This is a genomic window from Mycobacterium avium subsp. avium (assembly GCF_009741445.1).
Taxonomy (GTDB): domain Bacteria; phylum Actinomycetota; class Actinomycetes; order Mycobacteriales; family Mycobacteriaceae; genus Mycobacterium; species Mycobacterium avium.
This window is the reverse complement of sequence record NZ_CP046507.1, coordinates 1,922,193-1,945,714: the sequence shown is the minus strand read 5'-3', so window position 1 is coordinate 1,945,714 and position 23,522 is coordinate 1,922,193. Positions and strand designations below refer to the sequence as shown.

Below are 23,522 nucleotides of genomic sequence, written 5' to 3'. Positions count from 1 at the left end.
CGCAGGTTAGCCTGGCTGCCATGGAATCCCACCGTTTCGACGCGGACGTGTATGCGCGCCGGCTGGCGGCCGCCGCCTCGGCGACCGCCGCCGCCGGGCTGGTCGGCCTGGTGATCACGCCGGGATATGACCTGCGTTACCTGGTCGGGTCGCGGGCGCAGACCTTGGAGCGGTTCACCGCCCTAGTGTTGCCCGCCTCCGGTGAGCCGACCGTCGTGGTGCCGCGGCTGGAGGTGGCCTCGCTGAAGGGGTCGGCGATCGCCGAACTCGGTCTGCCGGTGCGGGATTGGGTCGACGGTGAGAACCCCTACGAAATGGTGGCCGCGGCGTTGGGCGGGGCGCCGGCCGCGACCGCCGTCACCGACTCCATTCCGGCGCTGCATCTGCTGCCGATGGCCGGCGTGCTCGGCGTGCTGCCGGTGCTGGCCACCGACGTGTTGCGCGGCCTGCGGATGGTCAAGGAAGAGTGCGAGGTCGACGCCTTGCGGAAGGCCGGCGCGGCCATCGACCGGGTGCACGCCCGGGTGCCGTCGTTTCTGGTACCGGGCCGCACCGAGGCTGACGTGGCCGCCGATATCGCCGAAGCCATTGTGGCCGAAGGGCATTCGGAGGTGGCCTTCATCATCGTCGGCTCCGGCCCGCACGGCGCCGACCCGCACCACGGGTATTCGGATCGCGAGCTGCAGGTGGGCGACATCGTCGTCGTCGACATCGGCGGCTCCTACGAGCCGGGATATCATTCGGATTCGACCCGCACCTACAGCATCGGGGAGCCGAGTCACGAAGTGGCCCAACAGTATTCGATTCTGCAGCGCGCTCAGCGGGCGGCCTGTGATGCGGTCCGGCCCGGTATGACGGCCGAGCAGGTCGATGCTGCCGCCCGTGACGTGCTGGCCGCCGCGGGACTCGCGGAGTATTTCGTGCACCGCACGGGGCACGGCATCGGGCTGTCGGTGCACGAAGAGCCTTACATCGTTGCGGGAAACGACCTGCCGCTCGCCGCGGGCATGGCCTTCTCCATCGAGCCGGGCATCTATTTCCCGGGACGGTGGGGCGCCCGCATCGAGGACATCGTGGTCGTGACGGACGACGGCGCCCTGGCCGTCAACAACCGGCCGCACGAACTGATCGTGGTGCCGGTGCCGTAGCGCTGTGCATGAACGACTTGTGGCGTTGAGCCGCCGCGGTTAGCTTGGCGGAGCGATCATTGGGTGAGTAGCGGCGACGCGCGGGCTTGAGCGAAAATTCCGCACGTGGCTCCCTTGGCGGTTGATCCGGAGGCGATGTATGCCGCCGGCAGCGCCGTGGCGGCCATCGGCGATTCGTTGGCGGCGAACCTGACGATCTTGACGGCCGGCGTTTCGGCCCACACGGGTGTTGACCGTGCCGGCGAGGTGTTCGGCCTGGGGTATCAAGACTCGGCCGAGTCGATGTTGAAGGCCGCGGCCGGCGTCGTCAACGCGTGCCGCAAATGCGGGGCCCTGATCCAGCAAGGCGCGCCGAATTATTCGGCGGCCGAAGCGGCCTCGACGCTCGGCGGCGGAAGCGGCGCTTTGCCGGCGCCGTCCGCGCCCGCTGACCTTGCCGCGCCCGGGCCCCCGGGGACCTGGGGTAAGGGAGAGCCGCCACCACTGCTGTGGGCGGTCATACAGGCGCTCGTCTCCGAAGTGTGGCCCGACGGCGACGTGGCGGGCCTGCACGCGGCCGCATCCCGTTGGCACGGTTTCGCCGCGGCACTGAACGGGGTGCAGGGAACCCTCAACGCGTCCAAGGCGCTGTTCGACAGTCAACAGATTCCCGAAGGCGAGAAGATCGATCACGCTCTGGCCGAAATAGGCGCTGCCGCAGCGGCTATCGGTCAGCAGTGTGACGCCCTGGCCCGCACCGTCGACGAATTCGCGGACCGGGTCGGCCACGCGCAACAGGCGATTCGGGATCTGCTGCATCGGATCGAAGCGCTCGGCGACATCGGTCACAACATCATGCTCATCATCGACGGCGACGCGTGGGACGAGATCCAAAAGATCGCCCGGGACGTCAACGCCGTGCTGCAGCATCTCGGACAGGAAGCCCGGGCCTTCGAGCAGGAGATCAGGCTGCTCATGCAAGCGGCCGATCGCGAGATCGTCACCTGCCAGAAGTATGCGCGTCGCGGCCTCATCACATTTTTGGGAGAAGACGTCGGTAATCCGGTGGCGACCGCGCTCGACTTCGGGATCAACGTCCAGGAGGGCGTTGTCAAGGGTGCGGTCGGCATGGGGTTGGGCCTCGTCGATCTGAGCCCGCATTGGATCGCCCTCGATCCCGAGGGTGCGGGCGCGACCTGGGGTGGTCTGGTCAAGAACGCGTGGAAGGAAAGCTTTGTCAACGCCGCCGTCAATCCCCAGGAATTCGCGCAAGCACGGCTGCAGGAGCTGAAAGGCCTTGTGCACGCGGACGATTGGACCCGAGACCGGCCGGGGTTGGGAGCCGGTGAAGTCGCGTTCGATGCGGCCACACTGATCGCGCCCGGTCTCGGTGAGGCCGGCGCGGCAGCCGACGGTGCCAGCGCGGCCGCCCGCGGCGCCGAGGCGGAGGCGGATGCCGCCGGCGCGGCCGGGCGGGTCGGCGGGATCGCCGGCGCCCGGGGCGCGCTGGCGGACATCGCCAAGTCAACCGCCGATCTGCCGAAGAACCTCGAGGGTGTCACCAAGGACTTGCCCGAGATCAAGCCTCCGACGGGCGGCGCTCCGGTGGGTTTGGGGACCCGCGGCAAGCCGATCGAGGCGCCGGTCGAATCGGCGCCGCGTCCGCCGGACGGCACGCCGGGTGCGCAGCGGGGCTCGCCGCCCGTGGCAACGTCCCCGGCTTCTCCCGGCCCGGCAGGCGATTCGGGCGCTGGCCCGCACGGTCCGAGTTCGTCGCCCGCTCCAGCTGCGCCGCCGGGTGGCCCCGTCGGCCCTCACGATCCCGCGCCCGCGCCAGCCCCCGCGGCTCCGGCGGGCGGTCCTGGTGGCTCGGGTGGTGTGCATGATCCGGCGCCCGCGCCAGCGCCGGCCCCTGCTGCTTCGGGCGGCCCGGGCGATCCGGTGTCGGTGCCGTCCGGCGCTCCGCACGAGCCCGCATCGGTTCCGGCGGAGGAGCCGCGTGAGCCGGTATCCGTGCCTGCCGGAGGCGTGCACGACCCGGTCGCTGAGCCGACGGGTGGTCCGCATGAGCCAGCATCGGTTCCGGCCGCCGGGTCGCGTCTCGCGTCTGTGCAGGCTGCTGCGGGCGACGGCCTGCCGTCGGCTACTCCTCAGCTGTTCGACCACACGCCGTCGCAGGTGCCGGTGTCGGCCGGTGGATCGTCCGGTGAGGCTGCGTCTGTCGGCGCGCATTCACCGTCGTCGGCTTCATCAGCGGCTCCGCACTTCGAGTCCCCGGGGCGACCCTCAGAAGTGCCAGCGCCCAACGGCGGCGCGCACGGTCCTGGCGAGAGTGGCCCTCCGGGCGGGCACCCGCCGGGCGAGCCACCGCACGGCGGCAAGCCAAGTGGTGATGGGGACGGCGGTCCGCCGGCAGACGACAGGCATAAACCGGCGCCCGACGGTCCACCTAACGAGGCCGACGGGAAAGACCCTTCGCACGGCGACGACGGACCAGCGGAAGGACTTACCGCGGAAAAGCGCGACGAAATCATCGCCATACCCAAAGGCAGTCGTCCTGACCCTTCGGAATATCTGTCACCCCGATATATTGAGAATCACCTGCAGAAATTCCATGATGGCGTCACTCGATTTATGCCGCAGAGCAATCTCGAGAAGTATGGTATCGCGCAGCGCGATGGAACATCATTCGTATGCCCAAACATGAAGCAGATGCAATGACAGCAGCGACCGAAGGAAATTTGCGAGCAATGGAGAAAGAGCTCGGACTACCTGACGGGTTTCTCGATTCGAACAAGGTAGTGAGGATCGATATCAGCGATCCAGAAGACTTCAATCTACGAATTCCTTCTGGAAATGAGGCGGGCGCCAACGAGCAATGGATCCCCGGCGGTGTCTTGCCTAACGGCGCTTCAGAAGCTGTCATTGACGGTGGATTGATCCCACCGGACCACTACACTGTAACTGATGTCTTCGAGTAGAAAGAAGCGTAATGAAGTTTGAGGACACATATTTTTCGCGAGAGGATAGATATTCGATCGGCGTAGAGTCAACCTCAGGCCGGTACTATGCGTCGATCCCCGTTAGTAATGGGATCGTAGATTACGAAGAATATTATGAGCTTACCCCGGATCAATATCACCAATTCTTAAACGACCATGGGACTGCCATTGACTTCATCGAAGCGTGTCGGAGGCATGAACACGATGACTTACTCCTGCAACAACCGGGTAGTAACCGTGGGACTCCTGTTTAGAAGCCGATGCATTGAGTGGCGGTCCGCTAGTCCGATTTTCCGAACCTGACGACGCTTACGCGCCCCGGTCCAACAGATCCGACGACCCGAGCACCCGCTCGATCTGAACCTCGATGACCACCCTTCGCGGGTTGGGCCGCGGCGTGCGGTAGCGCTGGGCGTAACGCAACTCGGCGTCGCGCACCGCGTCGACGTCGCTGTTCACCTTGGACCGGCCCTCCAGCGACAACCACCGCGCCCCGTCGACCTGGCTGAGCACGGCCAGCCCGCCGCGATCGGCGTTGATCGCCTTCTGCGACCCGCCGGTGGTGATCACCCGGGCGATGTGCGTCTTGGGGTCGAAGGTGAAACCCACCGCCACCACGTGCGGCGAATTGTCGGCCCGCAGCGTGGTGAGCATGGCCAGATGGCGCTCCGACAGAAACGCCAACGCGTCGTCGGTGAGCCGGGTAGTGGTATTCGCCATCACCGCCCACGCTAGCGCAGGTAATAATCGCAGCCGTGGACGACACGGGCGCCGCTCCGGTACTAATCCTGGGCGGCCGCAGCGAAATCGGCGTCGAGCTGGCCCGACGGCTGGCGCCGGGAACGACGGTCGTGCTGGCGGCGCGCAACGCCGACCGGCTCAACGACCAGGTCGACGTGCTCAAAGCCGCCGGCGCCTCGGCCGTGCACACCCGGGAATTCGACGCCGACGACCTGGCCTCGCACGGCCCGCTGGTCGCCTCGGTCGTCGCCGACCACGGGCCCATCGGCACCGCGGTGCTGGCCTTCGGAATCCTGGGTGATCAGGCCCGCGCCGAAACCGACGCCGAGCATGCGGTCGCCATCGTGCACACCGACTACGTCGCCCAGGTCAGCATGCTCACGCACCTGGCTACCGCCATGCGCGCAGCCGGCCGGGGCCAACTGGTGGTGTTCTCCTCGATCGCGGGCGCGCGCGTGCGGCGCGCCAACTACGTCTACGGGTCGGCCAAGGCCGGCCTGGACGGCTTCGCCAGCGGCCTGGCCGACGCGCTGCACGGCACCGGTGTGCGGTTGCTGATTGTGCGCCCGGGATTCGTGATCGGCCGGATGACCGAAGGCATGACGCCGGCGCCACTGTCGAGCACACCCGCGCAGGTGGCCGCCGCGACCGCGCGTGCGCTGGCGAAAGGCCGTCGCACCGTGTGGATTCCGTGGGCGCTAGGGCCCGCGGCCGCCGTGCTGCGCATGCTGCCCCAGTTCATCTGGCGCAGGATGCCGCGATGATCCGCACCGGCGACCACGCGGCCCGATCCGATGCGGAGCGGCACCCATGATCGTCGTGGTCGGCATCGGCGCCGACGGCATGGCGGGACTCGCCGAGGCATCACGCGCCGAACTGCGAAGCGCCGCGGTCATTTACGGCTCCAAGCGGCAACTGGATCTGCTCGACGCCACGGTACCCGCACCCCGGCGCCAATGGCCGTCACCGATGCTTCCGGCGTTGCAGAGCCTGCTGGACGACCACACCGGCGACGTCCACATCGTGGCCAGCGGCGACCCGCTGCTGCACGGCGTCGGCGGGACGCTGATCCGCCTGTACGGCGCCGGTCGGGTGCGGGTGCTGCCGCACGTGTCCTCCGTGACGCTGGCCTGCGCGCGCATGGGCTGGAACGTGCACGACACCGAGGTGATCAGCCTGGTCACCGCGCCGCCGCACACCGCGGTGCGCCGCGGCGGCCAGGCGATCGTCCTGTCGCAGGGCGCAGCCACCCCCACCGAGCTGGCCGCGCTGCTGACCGCGCACGGCCGCGGTGATTCGCAGTTCACCGTTCTCGAAAGACTCGGCGCCCCAGACGAACACCGCCGCGACGGCACCGCCCGCGACTGGGCCGACGGTGCCGCAGACATCGACCCGCTCAACGTGATCGCCGTACGCTACCTGCCCGACGAGCGCGTCTGGCCGCTGCCCGACCACGCCTTCACCCACGACGGGCAGATCACCAAGCAGGGAATCCGCGCGGTGACGCTGGCCGCGCTGGCGCCGCGGCCAGGGGAGCGGTTGTGGGATGTCGGCGCCGGCTCGGGCAGCATCAGCGTGGAGTGGTGCCTGGGCGGAAACGGTTGCCGCGCAACCGCATTCGAACGCGATGCACAGCGCCGGCACAACCTGGCGGCCAATGCCGCGGCATTCGGCGCAGCCATCGACGTGCGCGGCGACGCCCCGCACGCTTTCGACGGCGCCGAGCCGCCGTCGGCCATCTTCATCGGCGGCGGACTGACCCGGCCCGGCCTGCTCGACGCCTGCTTCGACCACCTGCCCAGCGGCGGACGGCTCGTCGCCAACGTGGTCACCACCGAGTCGGAAGCCGTTGTCATCCAAGCCTATACGCGGTTCGGTGGGCAGCTGCGACGCTTCCAGCACTATCACGGCAAGGCGTTGGGCGCCTTCACCGGCTGGCACCCGCAGTTCCCGGTCACCCAGTGGGCGGTGACCCGGTGACCGTCTACTTCATCGGCGCGGGCCCGGGCGCCGCGGACCTGATCACCGTCCGCGGCCAACGGCTGCTGCAAAGCTGCCCGGTGTGCCTGTACGCGGGTTCGATCATGCGCGACGACCTGCTGGCACTGTGCCCACCGGACGCGAGAATCGTCGACACCGGCCCGCTGACGCTGGATCAGATCATCACCGAGCTCAGCCAAGCGCACGCCGCCGGCCACGACGTGGCGCGGCTGCATTCCGGCGACCCCTCGCTGTACAGCGCGCTGGCCGAGCAGTGCCGCCGGCTCGACGCGCTGGGCATCGACTACGAAATCGTGCCCGGCGTACCGGCTTTCGCCGCGGCCGCGGCCGCGCTCAAGCGCGAGCTCACCGTCCCCGGTGTTGCGCAGACGGTGACGCTGAGCCGGGTGGCCACCTTGTCCACGGCGATGCCGCCCGGCGAAGACCTGGCCACCCTGGCCCGAACCGGCGGCACCCTGGTGCTCCATCTGGCCGCCGCGCAGATCGACAGCATCGTCGGGCAACTTCTCGACAACGGCCGTCAACCCCAAACACCCTGCGCGGTAGTCGCTTTCGCGAGCTGGCCGCAGGAAACGGTGCTGCGCGGCACTCTCGACGACATCGCCGCGCAGATGCACGACGCCCACATCACCAAGACCGCCGTCATCATCGTCGGCGACGCGCTGACCGCCGGCGGATTCACCGACAGCTACCTGTATTCGACCGGCCGCGCCCGCGGAAGCAGGCACTGATGCGACTGCTGCTGCTCGGCGGCACCGGCGAGGCGCGCGCCCTGGCCAAGGCCCTGCACCCGCGGATCGACATCATCAGCTCGCTGGCCGGCCGGGTGCCCGATCCGGCGCTGCCGGTCGGGCCGGTGCGGATCGGCGGCTTCGGCGGCGTCGACGGGCTGCGGCGGTGGCTGCGCGACGAACACATCGACGCCGTGGTGGACGCCACCCACCCCTTCGCCTCCACCATGACGGCACACGCCGCCCAAGCCTGCGCCGAGCTGGGGCTGCCACACCTGGTGCTGGCCCGCCCGGCCTGGGACCCGGGAGCGGCCACCGTCGTCGACTCGGATACCCGCGCCGCGGAAACTGTTGCCGAGCAAGGCTATTCGCGAGTGTTTCTCACCACCGGCCGCTCGGGGGCGCGGGCGTTCAAGGACAGCGACGCGTGGTTTCTGATCCGGGCCGTCACCGAACCGGATGCGACCACACTGCCGCGTCGTCACCGGGTGGTGCTTTCCCGCGGCCCCTATCGCTACGACGACGAGCTCGCCCTGCTGGGCGAGCACCGGATCGACGCCTTGGTCACCAAGAACAGCGGCGGTCAGATGACCCGCGCGAAGCTGGATGCCGCTGCAGCGCTGGACATTCCGGTCGTGATGGTGGCAAGGCCGGCGCTGCCGGCCAGCGTGTCGGCGGTCGGCAGTGTGGCCGAGGCCGCCGAATGGGTTGCGGCGCTGGCGATCAAGGACTAGCCGGTCAGGTCGCTGCGCTCGCCGTCGGCCAGCAGCGCGTCGCGGGCCCGGGCCACCCGCGATCGGATGGTGCCCACCGGGCAGCCGCACACCGCGGCGGCGTCGGCGTAGGGCAGCCCGAGCAACTGGGTGAGCAACAGCGCTTCGCGCTGTTCGGGATTGAGGCCGGCGATCATCGTCGTCACCTCGACCAGATCCTCGAATCCGCGGGCGTGGCGGTCGGTGCGCAGCACGTGTTCGGGATCGGCGCCCACCGCGGCGCGCGGCCGCGACTGCAGGTGACGGATGTGGTCGGCCACGACGCGGCGCGCGATGGACAGCAGCCAGGTCCGGGCACTCGAGCGTCCGGAGAACCGCTCGATGGCGCCGATCGCGCGCAGGAACGTCTCCTGGGTCAGATCGTCGGCGCTGCCCGCATCGCACAGATACGCGACGAACCGCCACACGTCTTGCTGGGTGGCCTTGATGAACGCCTCGAGCGCCCGGGCGTTCCCGCGCGCGGCGGACAACGCGAGCTCGGTTACCGCCTCGTCGTCGCTCGGCGCGATCATGCCCAACCACCTTAATTGCGCGGGTTTTCCGATCCTACGACGGGTCGTCGTAGACGATGCGGTGGGGTAGGGGGCCGCGCGATTGATGGGCCGCAGGTGTCCGCGCCGCCGGCCCGCGGGAGCGTCAGCGGTCCAGGCCGCAAAGCCGGCGTCGGCCGTCGCGTCGGAGGAGCCGGGGCGGCGCGATCCCACCCGTTCCCGCGCCACCAGCAACGCGAAGGCCAGGCCGAGCAGCAGCGGCATGTGGCTGGCGATGCGGGTGGCGGTCACCTCCCCGTCGAAGGCGTCGACGATGACATAGCCCAGCAGCGCAACTGAATACACGCCGGTGATCGCCGCCACCCCCGACGCCGAGGCGGGCCAGACGCCGGCGGCGATCATCGCCAGCCCGAGCGCCAGCAACCACGCCGTGGACTCGTGCATCAGGTGCTCGCCGGACATCGCGCCGTGCATGTGGCCGGCGACCATGCCGAAATCGATCCCGCTGATCTGGGCGGCGGCGATCGCCACCTGGAACAGTCCGACTCCGATCAGCCCCCAGCGGCGGTAGTGCGACCGCAACCAGCGCATCCAGGCCGGGCGCCCGGTCGGCTGCTCGCTAATGCTGGCCATGATCTTGTCCACCAGGTCGGGTCCCTCACCCGGCGTCACCGAGGCCAGCCGACGGGTCTGCACCGCCGCCCCGATCAGCCAGGAGCGGCAGCCCCGGCACGCCTCGAGGTGGGCATCGACCTGCTGCGCGAGCACCTGAGGACGCTCACCGTCCAGCCGAGCCGACAGCGCCTCCCGGGCAACGTCACACCGCATCCCTGCATCGTTGCGCATGGCGGGTCTGCGCGCAAAGACTCCCGCGAGTTGGGGCGCCGCGCGAATTCGCGTGGAACCAAACGGTCCCGGCGACCGACCTGTGGGGGAAAGCTCGCCAGCCCATCCACGAGATTCACCGAAGAGGTATTCGTGTTGTTGCCCGAAGGCCCCCGACGATGACCGCCCCCCGTCTGGATCGCGTTTCCCCCCGAAGTGCACTCGACGCTGCTCAGCAGCGGTCCCGGACCGGCGCCGCTGCTGGCCGCGGCCACCGCCTGGTCGTCGATGAGCACCGAGTACGCCGCCGCGGCGGCCGAACTCGACGGGTTGCTGGCCGCCGCGCACGCCGGCGCCTGGGAAGGGCCCAGCGCCGAGCAGTACGTGGCCGCCCACGCCCCATACCAGGCCTGGCTGCTGGAGAGCGCGGCCAAGAGCTCGACCGCGGCGAGCCTGCACGAGACGGCGGCCGGCGCCTACACCGCCGCGCTGGCCGCCATGCCGACGCTGGGTGAGCTCGCGACCAATCACGCGGTGCACGGGGCGCTGGTCGCCACCAACTTCTTCGGCATCAACACCATCCCGATCGCGGTCAACGAGGCCGAGTACGCGCGGATGTGGGTGCAGGCCGCCACGACGATGTCGACCTACCAGGCCGTCAGTCAATCCGCGCTTGCCGCGGTTCCGCCGACCACGCCCGCGCCGACGATCGTCGCCCCGGGCGCCGAGGCCGGCGCCGCCACCGCCGCGGCGGTCCAGAGCGCCGCGGCGGCCCCGGCCGCCGATTCCGGCTCAAATCTCAACCACGCCGACACGTCGAGCACCCAGCAGCAGGCCAGCACGGCGGCGCAGTCCTATCCGTCCTGGCAGGATCAGCTCACCGCGTGGCTGAAGCAATACACCCAGAATTTCGCCTGGCCGGTGTCCAAGGACCTCAATCCCGGCGGCTGGCCATTCCCTCCGGTGCCGTTCGTCAACGGCCTGGCCTCGTTCTTCGGCCAGCTCGGGTTCTCGCCGGCCCTGTCGACCGCCTTGGGCTGGGCCATCTTTCACACGTTGATGATCTTCTGGCCGTTCGTGCAGGCGGCGATCCAGATGGCCGTGGTGCTCGCGCCGGTGGTGGTGGCGGCGATCGGCGCGGCCGCGGCGGGTGGGGCGGCGGCCGCGGTGACCGCGATCAGCGTCGCGGCCCCGCTGTCGATGGCCGCGCCGGTCCCGGTCGCCGCCGCGCCGGCGCCGGTCGCCACCGTTCCCGCGCCCACCATCGCCGGCGCGCCGGCCGGCGTGAGTCACGTGCCGACAACGGCGTCGGCCCCGGCCCCGACGATGGCCGGATCCGCCGGCGGCGGACCGGTCGGCGGGGGACCCGGTGTCGGCTTCGGCCCCACCGCCACCGACGGAATCGGCGCCGGCATGTCCGACGCCCTGTACGCGGTCGGACTGTCGGGTCTGTCGGCGCGCGGCAGCGCGAGCAGCCGGGCACGCCGCAAGTCGGGGGAACCGGCGCCCGACGACCTCGACGCGCCCGCGGCGGCCGTGGCCGCCGCCGCGGGCAGCAAGAAGGCGCGGGCGCGTCGGCGCCGCCGCGGCACCGCCACCGACCGCGCCTACCGCTACGAATACATGGACCTCGATACCGACAGCGGCCCCGAGGACGGCGGCCCCGACGACGGCCCGGTGGCCTCCGAGGCGAGCGCCGGCCAACTCGGATTCGCCGGTGCCGCAACCAAATCCGACGCGGCCCGGCCCGCCGGATTGGCGACGCTGACCCGGGACGGGTTGAGCGAGGGCCCCGGCGTGCCGATGATGCCCAGCACCTGGGACCGCGACTGAGCGTTACATCTCATAGCGCCGGGGCGTGAACACCCGGTCCCCGGAATCGTCGGAGTACCACTGGGTTTGCGAGGACCCGACGATCAACAGGCAGCGCATGTCGATCTCGGCGGGATCCAGATCGGCCAGCCGCACCACCCGGACGTCCTCGTCGGGGCCGGACACGTCGCGGCCGATCACCACCGGCGTGCCGGGTTCGCGACGGGCCAGCAGAATGTCGCGCATCGCGCCGACCTGCCAGGTCCGCGTCTTGGACGCCGGGTTGTAGATCGCCAGCACCAGGTCGGCGGTCGCCGCGGCCTCCAGCCGCGCCGCGATCACCTCCCACGGCTTGAGCCGGTCGGACAGCGAGATCACCGCGTAGTCGTGCCCCAACGGCGCGCCGACCCGGCTGGCGACCGCCTGGGCGGCCGTCATCGCCGGGATCACCCGCACCTGCACGCCCGGCCACTGCTTGGCCTCTTCCAGCACCGCGGTCGCCATCGCGAACACGCCGGGATCGCCCGACGACACCACCGCCACCGCCCGGCCCTGCTCGGCCAGCGCGCAGGCCAGCCGCGCCCGTTCGGGTTCGTCGCGGTTGTCGCTGGGGTGGCGCCGCTGACCGCCGCGAACCGGCACCCGGTCCAGGTAACGGCCGTAGCCGACCAGATCGGTCGCCGCGGCCAACTCGCGGCGGCTCTGCGGCGTCATCCACTGCGCATCGCCCGGGCCTAGGCCCACCACCACGACGGTGCCGGCGCTCGGCGCGCGCCGCGCGCGCTGCCCGCCCGGCAGGATGGCCAGCGCGAAGTACGGAACACCGTCCGCGTCCACGTCCGCGGCGGGCACGATGCGTTGCGCGGACGTGCTGGCCCGCTCCACATAGACGGCGTCGTCGAGCTGACCGGACTGTGAAAGAGCTTCCCGCACAGCGTGATACGAGCGTCCCAACTTGAGGACGACGGCGGCGTCGGCGTCGGCGAGGCGCCGGGTCAGCTCGGCGACCGGCAATGTGCCCGGCAGCACCGACAGCACCTCGTCGCCGGCCACCAACGGGGTGGCGATGGCCGCCGACGCGGCGCTCACCGAGGTCACGCCCGGCACGATGACGGCGTCGAACCGCTGCGTCAGCCGGGTGTGCAGGTGCATGTAGGAGCTGTAGAACAGCGGGTCGCCCTCGGCCAGCAGCGCCACGTCGCGACCCGCGTCGAGGTGCGCCGCGATGCGCGCGGTGGCCTCGACGTAGAAGTCCTCGATCGCGCCGGCATAGCCGCCGGGATGGTCGGTCACCTCGGTGGTGACCGGATACACCAGGTGCTCCTCGATCTGGCCGGGCCGCAGGTACGGTTCGGCGATGCCGCGGGCGATGCTGCGGCCGTGCCGGGCGCTGTGGTAGGCGACCACGTCGGCCTCGCCGATCACCCGGGCGGCCTTGACGGTGACCAACTCCGGGTCACCGGGCCCCAGCCCGACGCCCCACAACGTCCCTCGCGGGTTGGCCGGTGCCGTCATTCGCGGTCGCTCGCGATCGCGTTGACGGCCGCGGCGGCCATCGCGCTGCCGCCGCGGCGGCCCCGCACCACCAGGTACGACATGCCGCGCGGGTTGTCGACGAGCTCCTGCTTGGACTGCGCCGACCCGACGAATCCGACCGGCCCGCCCAGCACCCCGGCCGGCGGGCCCACCCCGTCGTCGACCAGCTCGAGCAGCCGGAACAGCGCGGTGGGCGCGTTACCGATGGCCAGCACGGCGCCCGGCAGCCGGTCGGCCCACAGCTCGACCCCGGCCGCCGAGCGGGTGGTCTGCCGGCGGGCGGCCAGTTCGGCCGACCGGGGATCGGCGACCAGGGACACCACCTCGTTGTCGGCCGGCAACCGCGCCGCGGTGATCCCGGCGGCCACCATCGACGAATCGCACAACACCGGGGCGCCGGCGCGCAGGGCGGTGCCCACCCGCTCGACGACATCGTCGGTGAACGCGACGTGCTCGGCCACGTCGACCTGCCCGCAAGTGTGGATCAGCCGCACCACCACGCGGGCCACATCGGCGGGGAAGCGGGCCAAGTCGGCTTCGGCGCGGATGGTCGCGAACGACAGGCGATAGATCTCCGCCGCATCGCGGATGTAGTCGAGCACCCGATTACCGTAGCTGCCGGTATCCCTCGCCGGTCGCCAGCAGCACCTCGCCGGCGAGCGGGCTGCCGCAGGCGCGTTCGCACCCGACGAAATGACGGTGCCCCGGCGCAGTCCCGTCCCGCACCGCCAGCGCGGCGTCGGCCCGCACGTCGGCGGCCGAGCGTGCGCACCCCGGGCTGCCGGTGCAGGCGCTGACGCTCAGCCAGGGCGAGTTCTCGTCGAACACCAGACCCAACGGCGCCAGTACCCGCAGCGCGGCGTCGGCCACCTCTTCGCGAAGGTCACCCACCAGCACCGAGCGCCACGGCGTGATCACCAGCGGCGCCTGCAGGGCGGCCAGATACTCCGCGACGCGGGCCGACAGCAGCCCCAGCGGCACCGCGGCGCCCAGCGTCACCCGGCCGTCGTCCTGTGTTATCCAGCCCACCGGGGGTTTGGTGACGGCGGGATAGGCGATCGGCCCGCACTCGGCGCCGGGCAGCAGCTGGTTTGGGTCGTCCAATTCCTGGACGCGCCAAGCACTTCCGCGGACCTGCACGAACCGCGTCGCGACGCCGACCAGCGTCGCGACCACCTGGTCGGGCGGCAGCCGGACACCGGTGTCGCGCCCGGCGAGCAACACCGCGCAGCCGTCGGGCAGCGCATGCACGCCGACGTCGGCGCGCAGACCCGACACGTCGGCGCGCCCGTCGTCGAGGCTGAACCAGAACCGGCCGCCCAGCTCGGCCAGCCGGGGCTGCGCGCGGATCGCGGCATCCAACTCGCCGACCCACCGCCTCACGTCGAGGTTGCCGCCGGACCGCCCCGACAGCGGTGAGGCCACGATGTTGCGCACCCGCTCGTGCGTCGCCGACGGCAACAGACCCGCGGCCGCCAGCGCCCCGGCCGCCGCCGTCACGTCGGTGAGGCCGCGCAGCTGCACGTTGCCCCGCGCGGTGAGCTCCAGCGTCGGCGAGCCCGACCGATCGGCGATGTCGCACAACACCGTCAGCTGGGCCGGTGTGAGCATGCCGCCGGGCAACCGCACCCGGGCCAGGGCACCGTCGGCGGCCTGGTGCACCTGCAGCGCACCCGGGCATGCGTCGGCGTCGCGCGTCCTGGCCACCCGTCCACGGTACGGCCCGGCGCCGGGGGATTGCCTTCAGCCAGACCTAAACCCTTACCCAAGGCATCGACCGCCCCTACCGTCGGCACGGTGAGCATCGCCACCGCGCTCGACGCTGCGCCGAAACGCCTTGGCGGCGCCGCATCCGGCGCGCCGGGCGGGCTGTGGGCGCGCCGCAAATGGGAAGTGGTGCGCCTGGTTTCCCCGCTGGCGCTGCTGGCGCTGTGGCAGCTGGGCAGCGCGATCGGCGTGATCGCGCAGGATGTGCTGCCCGCCCCCTCGTTGATACTGCAGGCCGGCGTGGAGTTGACCCGCAACGGCCAACTCGCCGACGCGCTGCACATCTCCACCGTCCGCGTCATCGAGGGGTTGGCGCTGGGCGGGGTGATCGGCATCGTGGCGGGCGCCGCAGTCGGCCTGTCCCGCTGGGTCGAGGCCACCGTGGACCCACCCCTGCAGATGATCAGGGCGCTGCCGCACCTGGGGCTGATCCCGCTGTTCATCCTGTGGTTCGGCATCGGCGAGCTGCCCAAGGTCTTGCTGGTGGCGCTGGGTGTGGTCTTCCCGCTGTACCTCAACACCTTCTCCGCGATCCGCCAGGTCGACCCCAAGATGCTGGAAACCGCTCAGGTGCTGGGTTTTTCGTTCTTTCAGCGGTTCCGGCGGATCCTGGTGCCCGGAACGGCGCCGCAGGTGCTGGTCGGTTTGCGTCAGTCGCTGGCGATCGCCTGGCTGACGTTGATCGTCGCCGAACAGATCAACGCCGACAAGGGCATCGGCTTCCTGATCAACAACGCGCGCGATTTCCTGCGCATCGACATCATCATCTTCGGGCTGACCATCTACGCGTTGCTGGGCATCATCACCGACGCGGTCGTCCGCCTCATCGAGCGCCGCGCCGTGCGCTACCGACACTGACACCGAAAGGCTCAGGCTTGACACTGACCGCAGAATCCGGCCCGCTCGCCGGGTCGCGCACCGATGTTGCCGGCGAACTGCGCCACGTCGACAAGTGGTACGGCAACCGCCATGTGCTCCAAGACGTTTCGCTGCAGATACCGAGCGGTCAGATCGTCGCGCTGATCGGGCGCAGCGGCTCGGGCAAATCGACGGTATTGCGGGTGCTGGCCGGTCTGTCACACGACCACACCGGCCGGCGGCTGGTGGCCGGCGCCCCCGCGCTGGCCTTCCAGGAGCCGCGGCTGTTCCCGTGGCGGGATGTGCGGACCAATGTCGGCTACGGGCTCACCCGCACCCGGCTGCCGCGCGCGCAGGTGCGTCGGCGCGCTGAGCGGGCGCTGGCCGACGTCGGGCTGGCCGACCACGCCCGGGCCTGGCCGCTGACCCTGTCCGGCGGTCAGGCGCAACGGGTTTCGCTGGCGCGGGCGCTGGTCGCCGAGCCGCGGCTGCTGCTGCTCGACGAACCCTTCGGCGCCCTGGACGCATTGACCCGGCTGAGCATGCACACCTTGCTGCTGGACCTGTGGCGACGGCACGGCTTCGGGGTGCTGCTGGTCACGCACGACGTCGACGAGGCGGTCGCGCTGGCCGATCGGGTGCTGGTGCTCGAGGACGGCCGAGTGGTCCACGAGCTGGCCATCGACCCGCCCCGGCGCACACCCGGGGAGCCCGGCGCCCACACCGAGCGGTATCGCGCCGAGCTGCTGGATCGTCTCGGCGTGCGGCAGTGATCCGCGGCGTCGTCGCGCTGACCGCGACCGTCGGGCTCTTGCTGACCGGATGCGTTTCCCGGACAACGACTTCCGGACCCACACCACCACCGGCCGCGGTGCCGTTGTCCGAGCTGTCCGGCCTCACCCTGCAGGTCGGCGACCAGAAGGGCGGCACCGAGGCGCTGCTGCGCGCCGCCGGTCAGCTGGACAACCTTCCCTACCGGGTCGCCTTCTCGACGTTCACCTCGGGGCCGCCGCAGGTCGAGGCGGCCACCGCGGGCAAGATCGACTTCGCGATCACCGGCAACACCCCGCCGATCTTCGGCGCGGCCAGCAACGCCCGGATCAAGGCGGTCTCCGCCTACGGCGGCGGCGGGGCGGGCAATCGCATTCTGGTGCACGCGGATTCGCCGATCACCTCGGTCTCCGACCTGCGCGGGAAGGCGATCGCCGTCGCCAAGGGCAGCTCGTCGCACGCCAACCTGCTGGCCCAATTGGACCGGGCGGCAATCAAACCCGCCGACGTCAAGTTCGTGTACCTGCAGCCCGCCGACGCGCTGTCCGCGTTCAGCCAGCACCAGGCCGACGCCTGGGCCATCTGGGATCCCTACACGGCCCAGGCCGAACAGCAGATCCCGGTGCGCAGCATCGCCGAGGCGCAGGGCGTCACCAACGGCGACTGGATCGGCGTCGCATCCGACCAGGCGCTGGCCGATCCGAAACGCAACACCGCCCTGGGTGACCTGCTGGTGCGGTTCGAAACGGCGGTGCGCTGGGCGCGGGCGCATCCGCAACAGTGGGCCCAAAGCTACGCTGCCGCAGTCGGATTGGACCCTCAAGTGGCGGCGGTGTCGCAGGCTCGGAGCCTGCGGTTGCCCACCGAACTCGGCGATGACGTGGTGGCCTCGGAGCAGAAGCTGGCCGACCTGTTCGCCGCGGCCGGCCAACTGCAATCCGCGCCGAGGTTCGCCAACTGGGTGGACCGCCGGTTCAACGCGGCATTGCGGCCGGGCCTGGTCAGCTGAACCCCATGCTCGGCACGGATTGGGGGCAGCCCGCGGCGGGCACCCTGCTGCGGTGAGGACGTTGCGCTACGCCCCGGGCCGCTGGGCCGACGTCTTCGGCGAACCGGCATCACCCACGGTCTTGCTGTGGCACGGCGCGCAAACCGACGCCCGCGCCGCCGTCGGCCCGCTGGCCGGCCTGCTCGCCGCCCACGGTCTGATGGTGGTGGCGCCGGACTGGAACTCCCACGCCGCCGACGGCGGACGCGCCGACCTGTTGCGATCGCTGGACTTCACCCGCGGGCTCGCCGGTGACTCCGGGGCGGTGGCGCTGGTCGGGTGGTCACTGGGTGGGGCCGCAGCGGCGGGCGTCACCCTGCAGGCGGATCGATTCGGCGTGGCGCCCCTGCACACCTTCTGCCTGGCCGGCGCGTTCATGGTTCCCGACCCGCTCACCGGTCGGGCGGCCACCGACACGGTGCCGCCCGACCGCAGCGGCACCGCGTTCACGCTGCTGCACGGCGTCGCCGACGATGTGGTGCCGGTGAGTGCCAGCCGGGACTTCGCCGCACACCTGCAGCGGATCGGCTGGCCGGTGCAGCTCGTCGAGGTGGCTGCCGATCACGGGTCGATCGCCGGCGCCGACTACGACCCGGTCGCCGACCGCTACCAACCCGGCGCGCGGGATGAGACGCTGCGGTTCGCCGGGGAGGTCGCCGCCCGGATCGCGGCGACGCTACGGTACTTGGGTGGCTGAGCCGACCATCCTGCTGCTGTCGACATCCGACACGGATCTGATCAGCGCCCGTTCCAGTGGGAAAAACTATCGGTGGGCCAACCCGTCGCGGCTGTCCGACGACCAACTGCCCGATCTCTTGGCCGATGCCGCCATCGTGGTGGTGCGCATCCTCGGCGGTTACCGCGCCTGGCAACACGGCATCGACACGGTGCTCGCCAGCGGCGTGCCCACCGTGCTGGTCAGCGGTGAGCAGGCCGCCGACGCCGAGTTGACCGGCCTGTCCACGCCGGCCGCCGGCATCGCGGTCCAGGCGCACATCTATTTAGCGCACGGCGGCGTCGAGAATCTGCGCCAGCTGCACGCCTTTCTGTCCGACACCGTGCTGATGACCGGATTCGGTTTCGCCCCACCGGTCATGACGCCGACCTGGGGCGAACCGGCGCGGCCCAACGCGATCGACACCGACGGCCCGACCATCGCCGTGCTGTACTACCGCGCCCAACACCTGGCCGGCAACACCGGCTACGTCGAGGCGCTGTGTGCGGCCATCGAGGACGCCGGCGCGCGACCCATGCCGATCTACTGCGCGTCGCTGCGCACCGCCGAACCCGAACTGCTGCAACGGCTGCGCGAGGCCGACGCCATGGTGGTGACCGTGCTGGCCGCCGGGGGACTGAAACCGGCGGAGGCGGCGGCCGGTGGTTCCGACGACAGCTGGAACGTCGAACACCTTGCCGCCCTTGACATCCCGATTCTGCAAGGGCTGTGCCTGACCACCCCGCGGGCCCAGTGGTTGCAGAACGACGACGGCCTGAGCCCGCTAGATGTGGCCAGTCAGGTCGCGGTACCGGAATTCGACGGCCGCATCATCACGGTCCCGTTCTCCTTCAAGGAGATCGACGACGACGGCCTGATCTCCTACGTCGCCGACCCCGAGCGATGCGCCCGGGTGGCGGGACTGGCGGTGCGGCATGCCCGGCTGCGCCACGTCGGCCCGGCCGACAAACGGGTGGCCCTGGTGTTCTCGGCCTATCCCACCAAGCACGCCCGCATCGGCAACGCGGTGGGGCTGGACACCCCGGCCAGCGCGGTCGCCCTGCTGCGGGCCATGCGCGCGCACGGCTACCGCATCGGCGACCTGCCCGGCGTCGAGGCGAACGACGGCGACGCCCTGATCCACGCCCTGATCGAGCGGGGCGGGCAAGACCCCGACTGGCTCACCGAGGGGCAACTGGCCGGCAACCCGATCCGGGTGTCCGCCGCCGACTACCGCGCCTGGTTCGCGACCCTGCCCGCCGAGTTCACCGACGCCGTCCAGCAGCACTGGGGCCCGCCACCCGGGCAGCTTTTCGTGGACCGCAGCAACGATCCCGACGGCGAAATCGTCATCGCCGCAATACAATCGGGCAACCTGGTGCTGATGGTGCAGCCGCCCCGCGGCTTCGGGGACAACCCGGTCGCGATCTACCACGACCCCGACCTGCCGCCCAGCCACCACTACCTGGCCGCCTACCACTGGCTGGACGCCGGATTCGGCGCGCACGCGGTGGTGCACCTGGGCAAGCACGGCAACCTGGAGTGGCTGCCCGGCAAGACGCTGGGCCTGTCGGCGGGCTGCGCGCCCGACGCCGCGCTGGGCGACCTGCCGCTGATCTACCCGTTCCTGGTCAACGACCCCGGCGAGGGCACCCAGGCCAAACGGCGCGCGCACGCGGTGCTCGTCGACCATCTCATCCCGCCGATGGCGCGCGCCGAAACCTACGGCGACATCGCCCGTTTGGAGCAGCTGCTCGACGAGCACGCCAACGTCGCCGCGCTGGACCCCGGCAAGCTGCCCGCCATCCGCCAGCAGATCTGGACGCTGATCCGGGCCGCCAAGATGGACCATGACCTCGGGCTCACCGAACGCCCCGAGGAGGACTCCTTCGACGACATGCTGCTGCACGTCGACGGCTGGCTGTGCGAGATCAAGGACGTCCAGATCCGCGACGGCCTGCACGTCCTGGGCCAAAAGCCAACGGGGGAAGCCGAACTGGACCTGGTGCTGGCGATCCTGCGTGCCCGTCAACTGTTCGGCGGCGAGCAGGTCCTCCCCGGCCTGCGCCAGGCGCTGGGTCTGGCCGAGGACGGCACCGACGAACGCTCGGCGGTCGACGGGGCCGAGGCCGCGGCCCGGGAACTGGTGGCGGCGCTGCAGGCCACCGGCTGGGATCCCGACGCCGCCGGGCGGCTCACAGACAACGCCGACGCCGCGGCGGTGCTGCGGTTCGCGGCCGCCGAAGTGGTGCCCCGGCTGGCCGGCAGCAGCGCCGAAATCGACCAGGTGCTGCGCGCCCTGGACGGCCGTTTCATCCCGGCGGGCCCGTCGGGCTCGCCGCTGCGCGGGCTGGTGAACGTCCTGCCCACCGGGCGCAACTTCTACTCCGTCGACCCCAAAGCGGTCCCGTCCCGGCTGGCCTGGGAAGCCGGTGTGGCGCTGGCGGATTCGCTGCTGACCCGCTACCGCGACGACCACGGCCGGTGGCCGCAATCGGTCGGCCTGTCGGTGTGGGGCACCTCCGCGATGCGCACCGCCGGCGACGACATCGCCGAAGTCCTTGCGCTGCTTGGTGTTCGGCCGGTGTGGGATGATGCGTCACGCCGGGTCGTCGAGCTCGCCCCGATCCCGCTGGCCGAGCTGGGCCGCCCGCGCATCGATGTGACCGTGCGGATCTCGGGTTTCTTCCGGGACGCCTTCCCGCATGTGGTCACCATGCTCGACGACGCGGTGCGACTGGTCGCCGGCCTGGACGAGCCCGCCGCCGACAACTACGTCCGCGCCCACGCCCAGGCCGACCTGGCGCAGCACGGCGACCAACGACGCGCCACCACAAGGATTTTCGGCTCCAAACCGGGCACCTACGGTGCGGGGTTGCTGCAGCTGATCGACAGCCGCAACTGGCGCGACGACGCCGACCTGGCTGCGGTGTACACCGCCTGGGGCGGTTTCGCTTACGGCCGCGACCTGGACGGCCGCGAGGCGGTCGACGACATGAACCGCCAGTACCGGCGCATCGCGGTCGCGGCCAAGAACACCGACACCCGCGAACACGACATCGCCGACTCGGACGACTACTTCCAGTACCACGGCGGCATGGTCGCCACGGTGCGGGCGCTGACCGGCCAGGCGCCGGCCGCCTACATCGGCGACAACACCCGACCCGACGCGATCCGCACCCGCACCCTGTCGGAGGAGACCACGCGGGTGTTCCGGGCCCGGGTGGTCAACCCGCGCTGGATGGCGGCGATGCGCCGGCACGGCTACAAGGGCGCCTTCGAGATGGCGGCGACCGTCGACTACCTGTTCGGGTACGACGCCACCGCGGGCGTGATGGCCGACTGGATGTACGAGCAGCTCACCGAGCGCTACGTGCTGGATCCGGAGAACCGGAAATTCATGGCCGAGTCGAATCCTTGGGCGCTGCACGGGATGGCCGAACGGCTGCTGGAGGCGGCCGGGCGGGGTATGTGGGCGCAGCCGCAACCCGAAACCCTGGACGGCCTCCGCCAGGCGCTGCTGGAAACGGAGGGCGACCTGGAGGGCTGAGCGGCTGCTCGCCGAGCATGCGGCTGGTCTCACACTCGGCGCGCGCCGGTGATCGGCTCCAGCGGTACGTTGATCGAGTGACCCCCACCTTCGCCGACCTCGCCAAGGCGCAATACATCCTGTTGACCACGTTCACCAAGGACGGCAAGCCCAAGCCGACCCCGATCTGGGCGGCCGCGGACAAAGACCGACTGCTGGTCATCACCCAGGAAAAATCGTGGAAGGTCAAGCGGATTCGCCACACCCCGCGAGTCACGCTGGCCACCTGCACCATGAACGGCCGCCCCACCAGTGAGGCCGTCGAGGGTACCGCCGCCATCCTCGACAAGTCGCAGACCGCAGCGGTCTACGACGCGATCGGCAAGCGCTACGGCGTGGTCGGCAAGGTGTTCAACTTCTTCAGCAAGCTGCGCGGCGGCATGGCCAACAACGTCGGCCTCGAATTGAAAGTGGCGTAGCGGCCGGCCGAACCGGGGCGGGACTACGGTGTGGCGGCCAGATGCTCGCCGAAGAAGGAGAAAACGCGGCGCCAGGCGTCCTCGGTGGCCTCCTCGTTGTAGCCGAAACCGGCGATCCGCAGCAGCGGCTGGGCCGGCAGCTCGTTGGCGAAGCTGTGCCCGGCCTCCGGATAGACCTTGATATCGGCGGTGATGTTCTTGTCCGCGGTCACTTTTCGCAGCTTTTCCGCCGCGCCCTTGCCGGTGAGATCGCGGCCGCCGAAACTCGCTACCACCGGGCATGCGCCCTCGAGCACCTCGTCCAGGTTGCCGGGCAGGGGAGTGCCGTAGAACGGCGCGGACGCGCCGAAACCCTTGGGCGACATGACAAGAGCGAAACGCCCGCCCATGCAGAACCCCGCGATCCCGACGCGGCCCGTGCATTCCGGCATGGCCTGCAGGTGGTCGCGGGCGGCCAGGATGTCGTCGAGCGCGCGACCCCGCTGGGCCGCCAGCTCCTTCATGACCCGCGTGATGCAGCGGACGAGGCCGCCGCGCGCGTACATGTTCGGGGTGAGCGCCAGGTAGCCGGCCCGGGCGATGCGGTCGTTGATCGACTGCTTGTCCCGGCCGTAGCCGAACGCGTCGTGGATCACCACTACACCCGGCCAAGGGCCCTGTCCGGCCGGAGTGCTCAGCAGCGCATCGATCGGTCCGTCGGGGGTATCGATCTGAATCGTGGTCATAGCGTCATCTAACTGCAATCGCGTCGGATCGCACCACGGGAACTCCGACCGGTGCGCGGCCGTTGGCCTGACATGGTGGCCCGGCTGTTGCTCCTCTACGCCGTCGTCGAACTCGCGGTGACCTTCGCGTTGGTGTCGACGATCGGCTGGGGCTGGACCCTGCTGGTGCTGCTGGCGACCTTCCTGCTCGGCTGGGGCGTGGTGGCGCCGATGGCTGGATCCCAGCTGCTGCGCCGGATCGGGCAATTGCGCTCGGGGTTGACCGAGCCCCGGGCCGCGGCCGGAGACGGCGCGCTGCTCAGCCTGGCCACGGCGTTGGTTCTCATCCCCGGACTGCTGAGCACCGCGCTGGGCCTGATGCTGTTCATCCCGCCGATACGCGGCGCCGCCGCGCCGCGGTTGACCGCGCTGACGCTGCGCACCCTGCAGCGGCACGCCCCGCCCTACCCGACCGCATTCCGCGCCGCCACCGATCCGCGCGGCCCGTACGAGCACCGCGACTACATCGACGGCGAGGTCATCGACGTCCACGACGTGCCGGCACCGGCGCGCAACCAACCGTTCGACGGCCGCCGAGCCACCGGATGAGCG

At 70.7% G+C, this 23,522-nt stretch carries 22 protein-coding genes and 1 pseudogene; 16 read left to right on the top strand and 7 right to left on the bottom strand.

The window, feature by feature from the left end; genetic code table 11:
* The first annotated feature begins 20 nt into the window (after positions 1 to 20).
* From MAA44156_RS08985 to MAA44156_RS08975, 4 genes are all read left to right on the top strand, one after another.
* Complete coding sequence (locus tag MAA44156_RS08985) at positions 21 to 1,148, top strand: M24 family metallopeptidase (protein ID WP_009976647.1); 1,128 nt, start codon at positions 21 to 23, stop codon at positions 1,146 to 1,148.
* A 105-nt stretch (positions 1,149 to 1,253) separates the two neighbouring features.
* Positions 1,254 to 3,848, top strand: coding sequence for a WXG100-like domain-containing protein (locus tag MAA44156_RS23530; RefSeq protein ID WP_227974617.1), 2,595 nt, complete (start codon positions 1,254 to 1,256; stop codon positions 3,846 to 3,848).
* Positions 3,845 to 4,108 (top strand): hypothetical protein, encoded by a 264-nt coding sequence (locus tag MAA44156_RS23775; RefSeq protein ID WP_227974618.1) that lies wholly within the window; start codon positions 3,845 to 3,847, stop codon positions 4,106 to 4,108. Before MAA44156_RS23530 ends, MAA44156_RS23775 begins: the two co-directional genes overlap by 4 nt.
* 11 nt (positions 4,109 to 4,119) lie before the next feature.
* Complete coding sequence (locus MAA44156_RS08975) at positions 4,120 to 4,383, top strand: hypothetical protein (protein WP_080555743.1); 264 nt, start codon at positions 4,120 to 4,122, stop codon at positions 4,381 to 4,383.
* A gap of 55 nt (positions 4,384 to 4,438) precedes the next feature.
* On the opposite strand, the gene MAA44156_RS08970 is transcribed toward MAA44156_RS08975, so the two are convergent.
* Positions 4,439 to 4,849, bottom strand: a complete 411-nt coding sequence (locus MAA44156_RS08970; RefSeq protein ID WP_003872145.1) for a F420-dependent biliverdin reductase — start codon at positions 4,847 to 4,849, stop codon at positions 4,439 to 4,441.
* A gap of 35 nt (positions 4,850 to 4,884) precedes the next feature.
* Here MAA44156_RS08970 and dprE2 point away from each other — a divergent pair, with 35 nt between their 5' ends.
* Genes dprE2 through MAA44156_RS08950 form a run of 4 tightly spaced genes read left to right on the top strand, consistent with a single transcriptional unit; the run spans position 4,885 to position 8,336 of the window.
* Positions 4,885 to 5,634, top strand: coding sequence for a decaprenylphospho-beta-D-erythro-pentofuranosid-2-ulose 2-reductase (gene dprE2 / locus MAA44156_RS08965; protein WP_009976656.1), 750 nt, complete (start codon positions 4,885 to 4,887; stop codon positions 5,632 to 5,634).
* Between the two features lie 46 nt (positions 5,635 to 5,680).
* On the top strand, positions 5,681 to 6,850 hold the full coding sequence (locus MAA44156_RS08960; protein WP_009976658.1) for a bifunctional cobalt-precorrin-7 (C(5))-methyltransferase/cobalt-precorrin-6B (C(15))-methyltransferase: 1,170 nt from the start codon (positions 5,681 to 5,683) through the stop codon (positions 6,848 to 6,850).
* Positions 6,847 to 7,602 carry a precorrin-4 C(11)-methyltransferase gene (gene cobM, locus MAA44156_RS08955; RefSeq protein ID WP_009976659.1) on the top strand — a complete coding sequence of 252 codons (756 nt, stop codon included), beginning with the start codon at positions 6,847 to 6,849 and terminating at the stop codon, positions 7,600 to 7,602. Before MAA44156_RS08960 ends, cobM begins: the two co-directional genes overlap by 4 nt.
* On the top strand, positions 7,599 to 8,336 hold the full coding sequence (locus MAA44156_RS08950; protein WP_029248477.1) for a cobalt-precorrin-6A reductase: 738 nt from the start codon (positions 7,599 to 7,601) through the stop codon (positions 8,334 to 8,336). The genes cobM and MAA44156_RS08950 overlap by 4 nt, the downstream gene beginning before the upstream one ends.
* Here MAA44156_RS08950 and sigC read toward each other — a convergent pair.
* The gene (gene sigC, locus MAA44156_RS23525) at positions 8,333 to 8,887 is read right to left on the bottom strand and encodes an RNA polymerase sigma factor SigC (protein ID WP_031348810.1); all 555 of its coding nucleotides are present in this window, start codon (positions 8,885 to 8,887) and stop codon (positions 8,333 to 8,335) included. The two genes, MAA44156_RS08950 and sigC, sit on opposite strands and share 4 nt — an antisense overlap.
* A 114-nt stretch (positions 8,888 to 9,001) precedes the next feature.
* Positions 9,002 to 9,694, bottom strand: a pseudogene (locus MAA44156_RS23520) (DUF2275 domain-containing protein); the annotation flags it as partial.
* A gap of 195 nt (positions 9,695 to 9,889) precedes the next feature.
* Between MAA44156_RS23520 and MAA44156_RS08940 the strand changes: the two are divergent.
* Positions 9,890 to 11,524 (top strand): PPE family protein, encoded by a 1,635-nt coding sequence (locus MAA44156_RS08940; protein WP_156649245.1) that lies wholly within the window; start codon positions 9,890 to 9,892, stop codon positions 11,522 to 11,524.
* A 3-nt stretch (positions 11,525 to 11,527) separates the two neighbouring features.
* On the opposite strand, the gene MAA44156_RS08935 is transcribed toward MAA44156_RS08940, so the two are convergent.
* From MAA44156_RS08935 to cobG, 3 genes are read right to left on the bottom strand one after another with little or no spacing between them, the layout of a single operon-like run.
* The gene (locus tag MAA44156_RS08935; protein WP_009976670.1) at positions 11,528 to 13,018 is read right to left on the bottom strand and encodes a precorrin-2 C(20)-methyltransferase; all 1,491 of its coding nucleotides are present in this window, start codon (positions 13,016 to 13,018) and stop codon (positions 11,528 to 11,530) included.
* Positions 13,015 to 13,641: a precorrin-8X methylmutase gene (locus MAA44156_RS08930; RefSeq protein ID WP_009976671.1), complete on the bottom strand. Its 627-nt coding sequence runs from the start codon at positions 13,639 to 13,641 to the stop codon at positions 13,015 to 13,017. The genes MAA44156_RS08935 and MAA44156_RS08930 overlap by 4 nt, the downstream gene beginning before the upstream one ends.
* A 4-nt stretch (positions 13,642 to 13,645) precedes the next feature.
* Positions 13,646 to 14,746, bottom strand: a complete 1,101-nt coding sequence (cobG, locus tag MAA44156_RS08925) for a precorrin-3B synthase (protein ID WP_009976672.1) — start codon at positions 14,744 to 14,746, stop codon at positions 13,646 to 13,648.
* Between the two features lie 90 nt (positions 14,747 to 14,836).
* Between cobG and MAA44156_RS08920 the strand changes: the two genes are divergently transcribed.
* The 6 genes from MAA44156_RS08920 to MAA44156_RS08895 all read left to right on the top strand — a co-directional run bounded on the left by MAA44156_RS08920 (position 14,837) and on the right by MAA44156_RS08895 (position 22,206).
* Positions 14,837 to 15,664: an ABC transporter permease gene (locus MAA44156_RS08920; RefSeq protein ID WP_009976673.1), complete on the top strand. Its 828-nt coding sequence runs from the start codon at positions 14,837 to 14,839 to the stop codon at positions 15,662 to 15,664.
* A gap of 17 nt (positions 15,665 to 15,681) precedes the next feature.
* Positions 15,682 to 16,437: an ABC transporter ATP-binding protein gene (locus MAA44156_RS08915; protein WP_003872133.1), complete on the top strand. Its 756-nt coding sequence runs from the start codon at positions 15,682 to 15,684 to the stop codon at positions 16,435 to 16,437.
* Positions 16,434 to 17,444: an ABC transporter substrate-binding protein gene (locus tag MAA44156_RS08910; protein ID WP_009976677.1), complete on the top strand. Its 1,011-nt coding sequence runs from the start codon at positions 16,434 to 16,436 to the stop codon at positions 17,442 to 17,444. Before MAA44156_RS08915 ends, MAA44156_RS08910 begins: the two co-directional genes overlap by 4 nt.
* A gap of 52 nt (positions 17,445 to 17,496) precedes the next feature.
* On the top strand, positions 17,497 to 18,180 hold the full coding sequence (locus tag MAA44156_RS08905) for an alpha/beta hydrolase family protein (protein ID WP_024637318.1): 684 nt from the start codon (positions 17,497 to 17,499) through the stop codon (positions 18,178 to 18,180).
* Positions 18,173 to 21,748 carry a cobaltochelatase subunit CobN gene (gene cobN, locus MAA44156_RS08900; RefSeq protein ID WP_009976680.1) on the top strand — a complete coding sequence of 1,192 codons (3,576 nt, stop codon included), beginning with the start codon at positions 18,173 to 18,175 and terminating at the stop codon, positions 21,746 to 21,748. Before MAA44156_RS08905 ends, cobN begins: the two co-directional genes overlap by 8 nt.
* A 77-nt stretch (positions 21,749 to 21,825) precedes the next feature.
* The gene (locus tag MAA44156_RS08895) at positions 21,826 to 22,206 is read left to right on the top strand and encodes a PPOX class F420-dependent oxidoreductase (protein ID WP_003878054.1); all 381 of its coding nucleotides are present in this window, start codon (positions 21,826 to 21,828) and stop codon (positions 22,204 to 22,206) included.
* Positions 22,207 to 22,229: 23 nt separating this feature from the next.
* On the opposite strand, the gene MAA44156_RS08890 is transcribed toward MAA44156_RS08895, so the two are convergent.
* Positions 22,230 to 22,931, bottom strand: coding sequence for a dienelactone hydrolase family protein (locus MAA44156_RS08890; protein WP_009976682.1), 702 nt, complete (start codon positions 22,929 to 22,931; stop codon positions 22,230 to 22,232).
* Between the two features lie 72 nt (positions 22,932 to 23,003).
* On the opposite strand from MAA44156_RS08890, the gene MAA44156_RS08885 reads away from it, so the two are divergent.
* Entirely contained in the window at positions 23,004 to 23,519 is a 516-nt protein-coding gene (locus MAA44156_RS08885; protein WP_009976685.1) for an FxsA family protein, read from the top strand.
* Positions 23,520 to 23,522 lie beyond the last annotated feature (3 nt).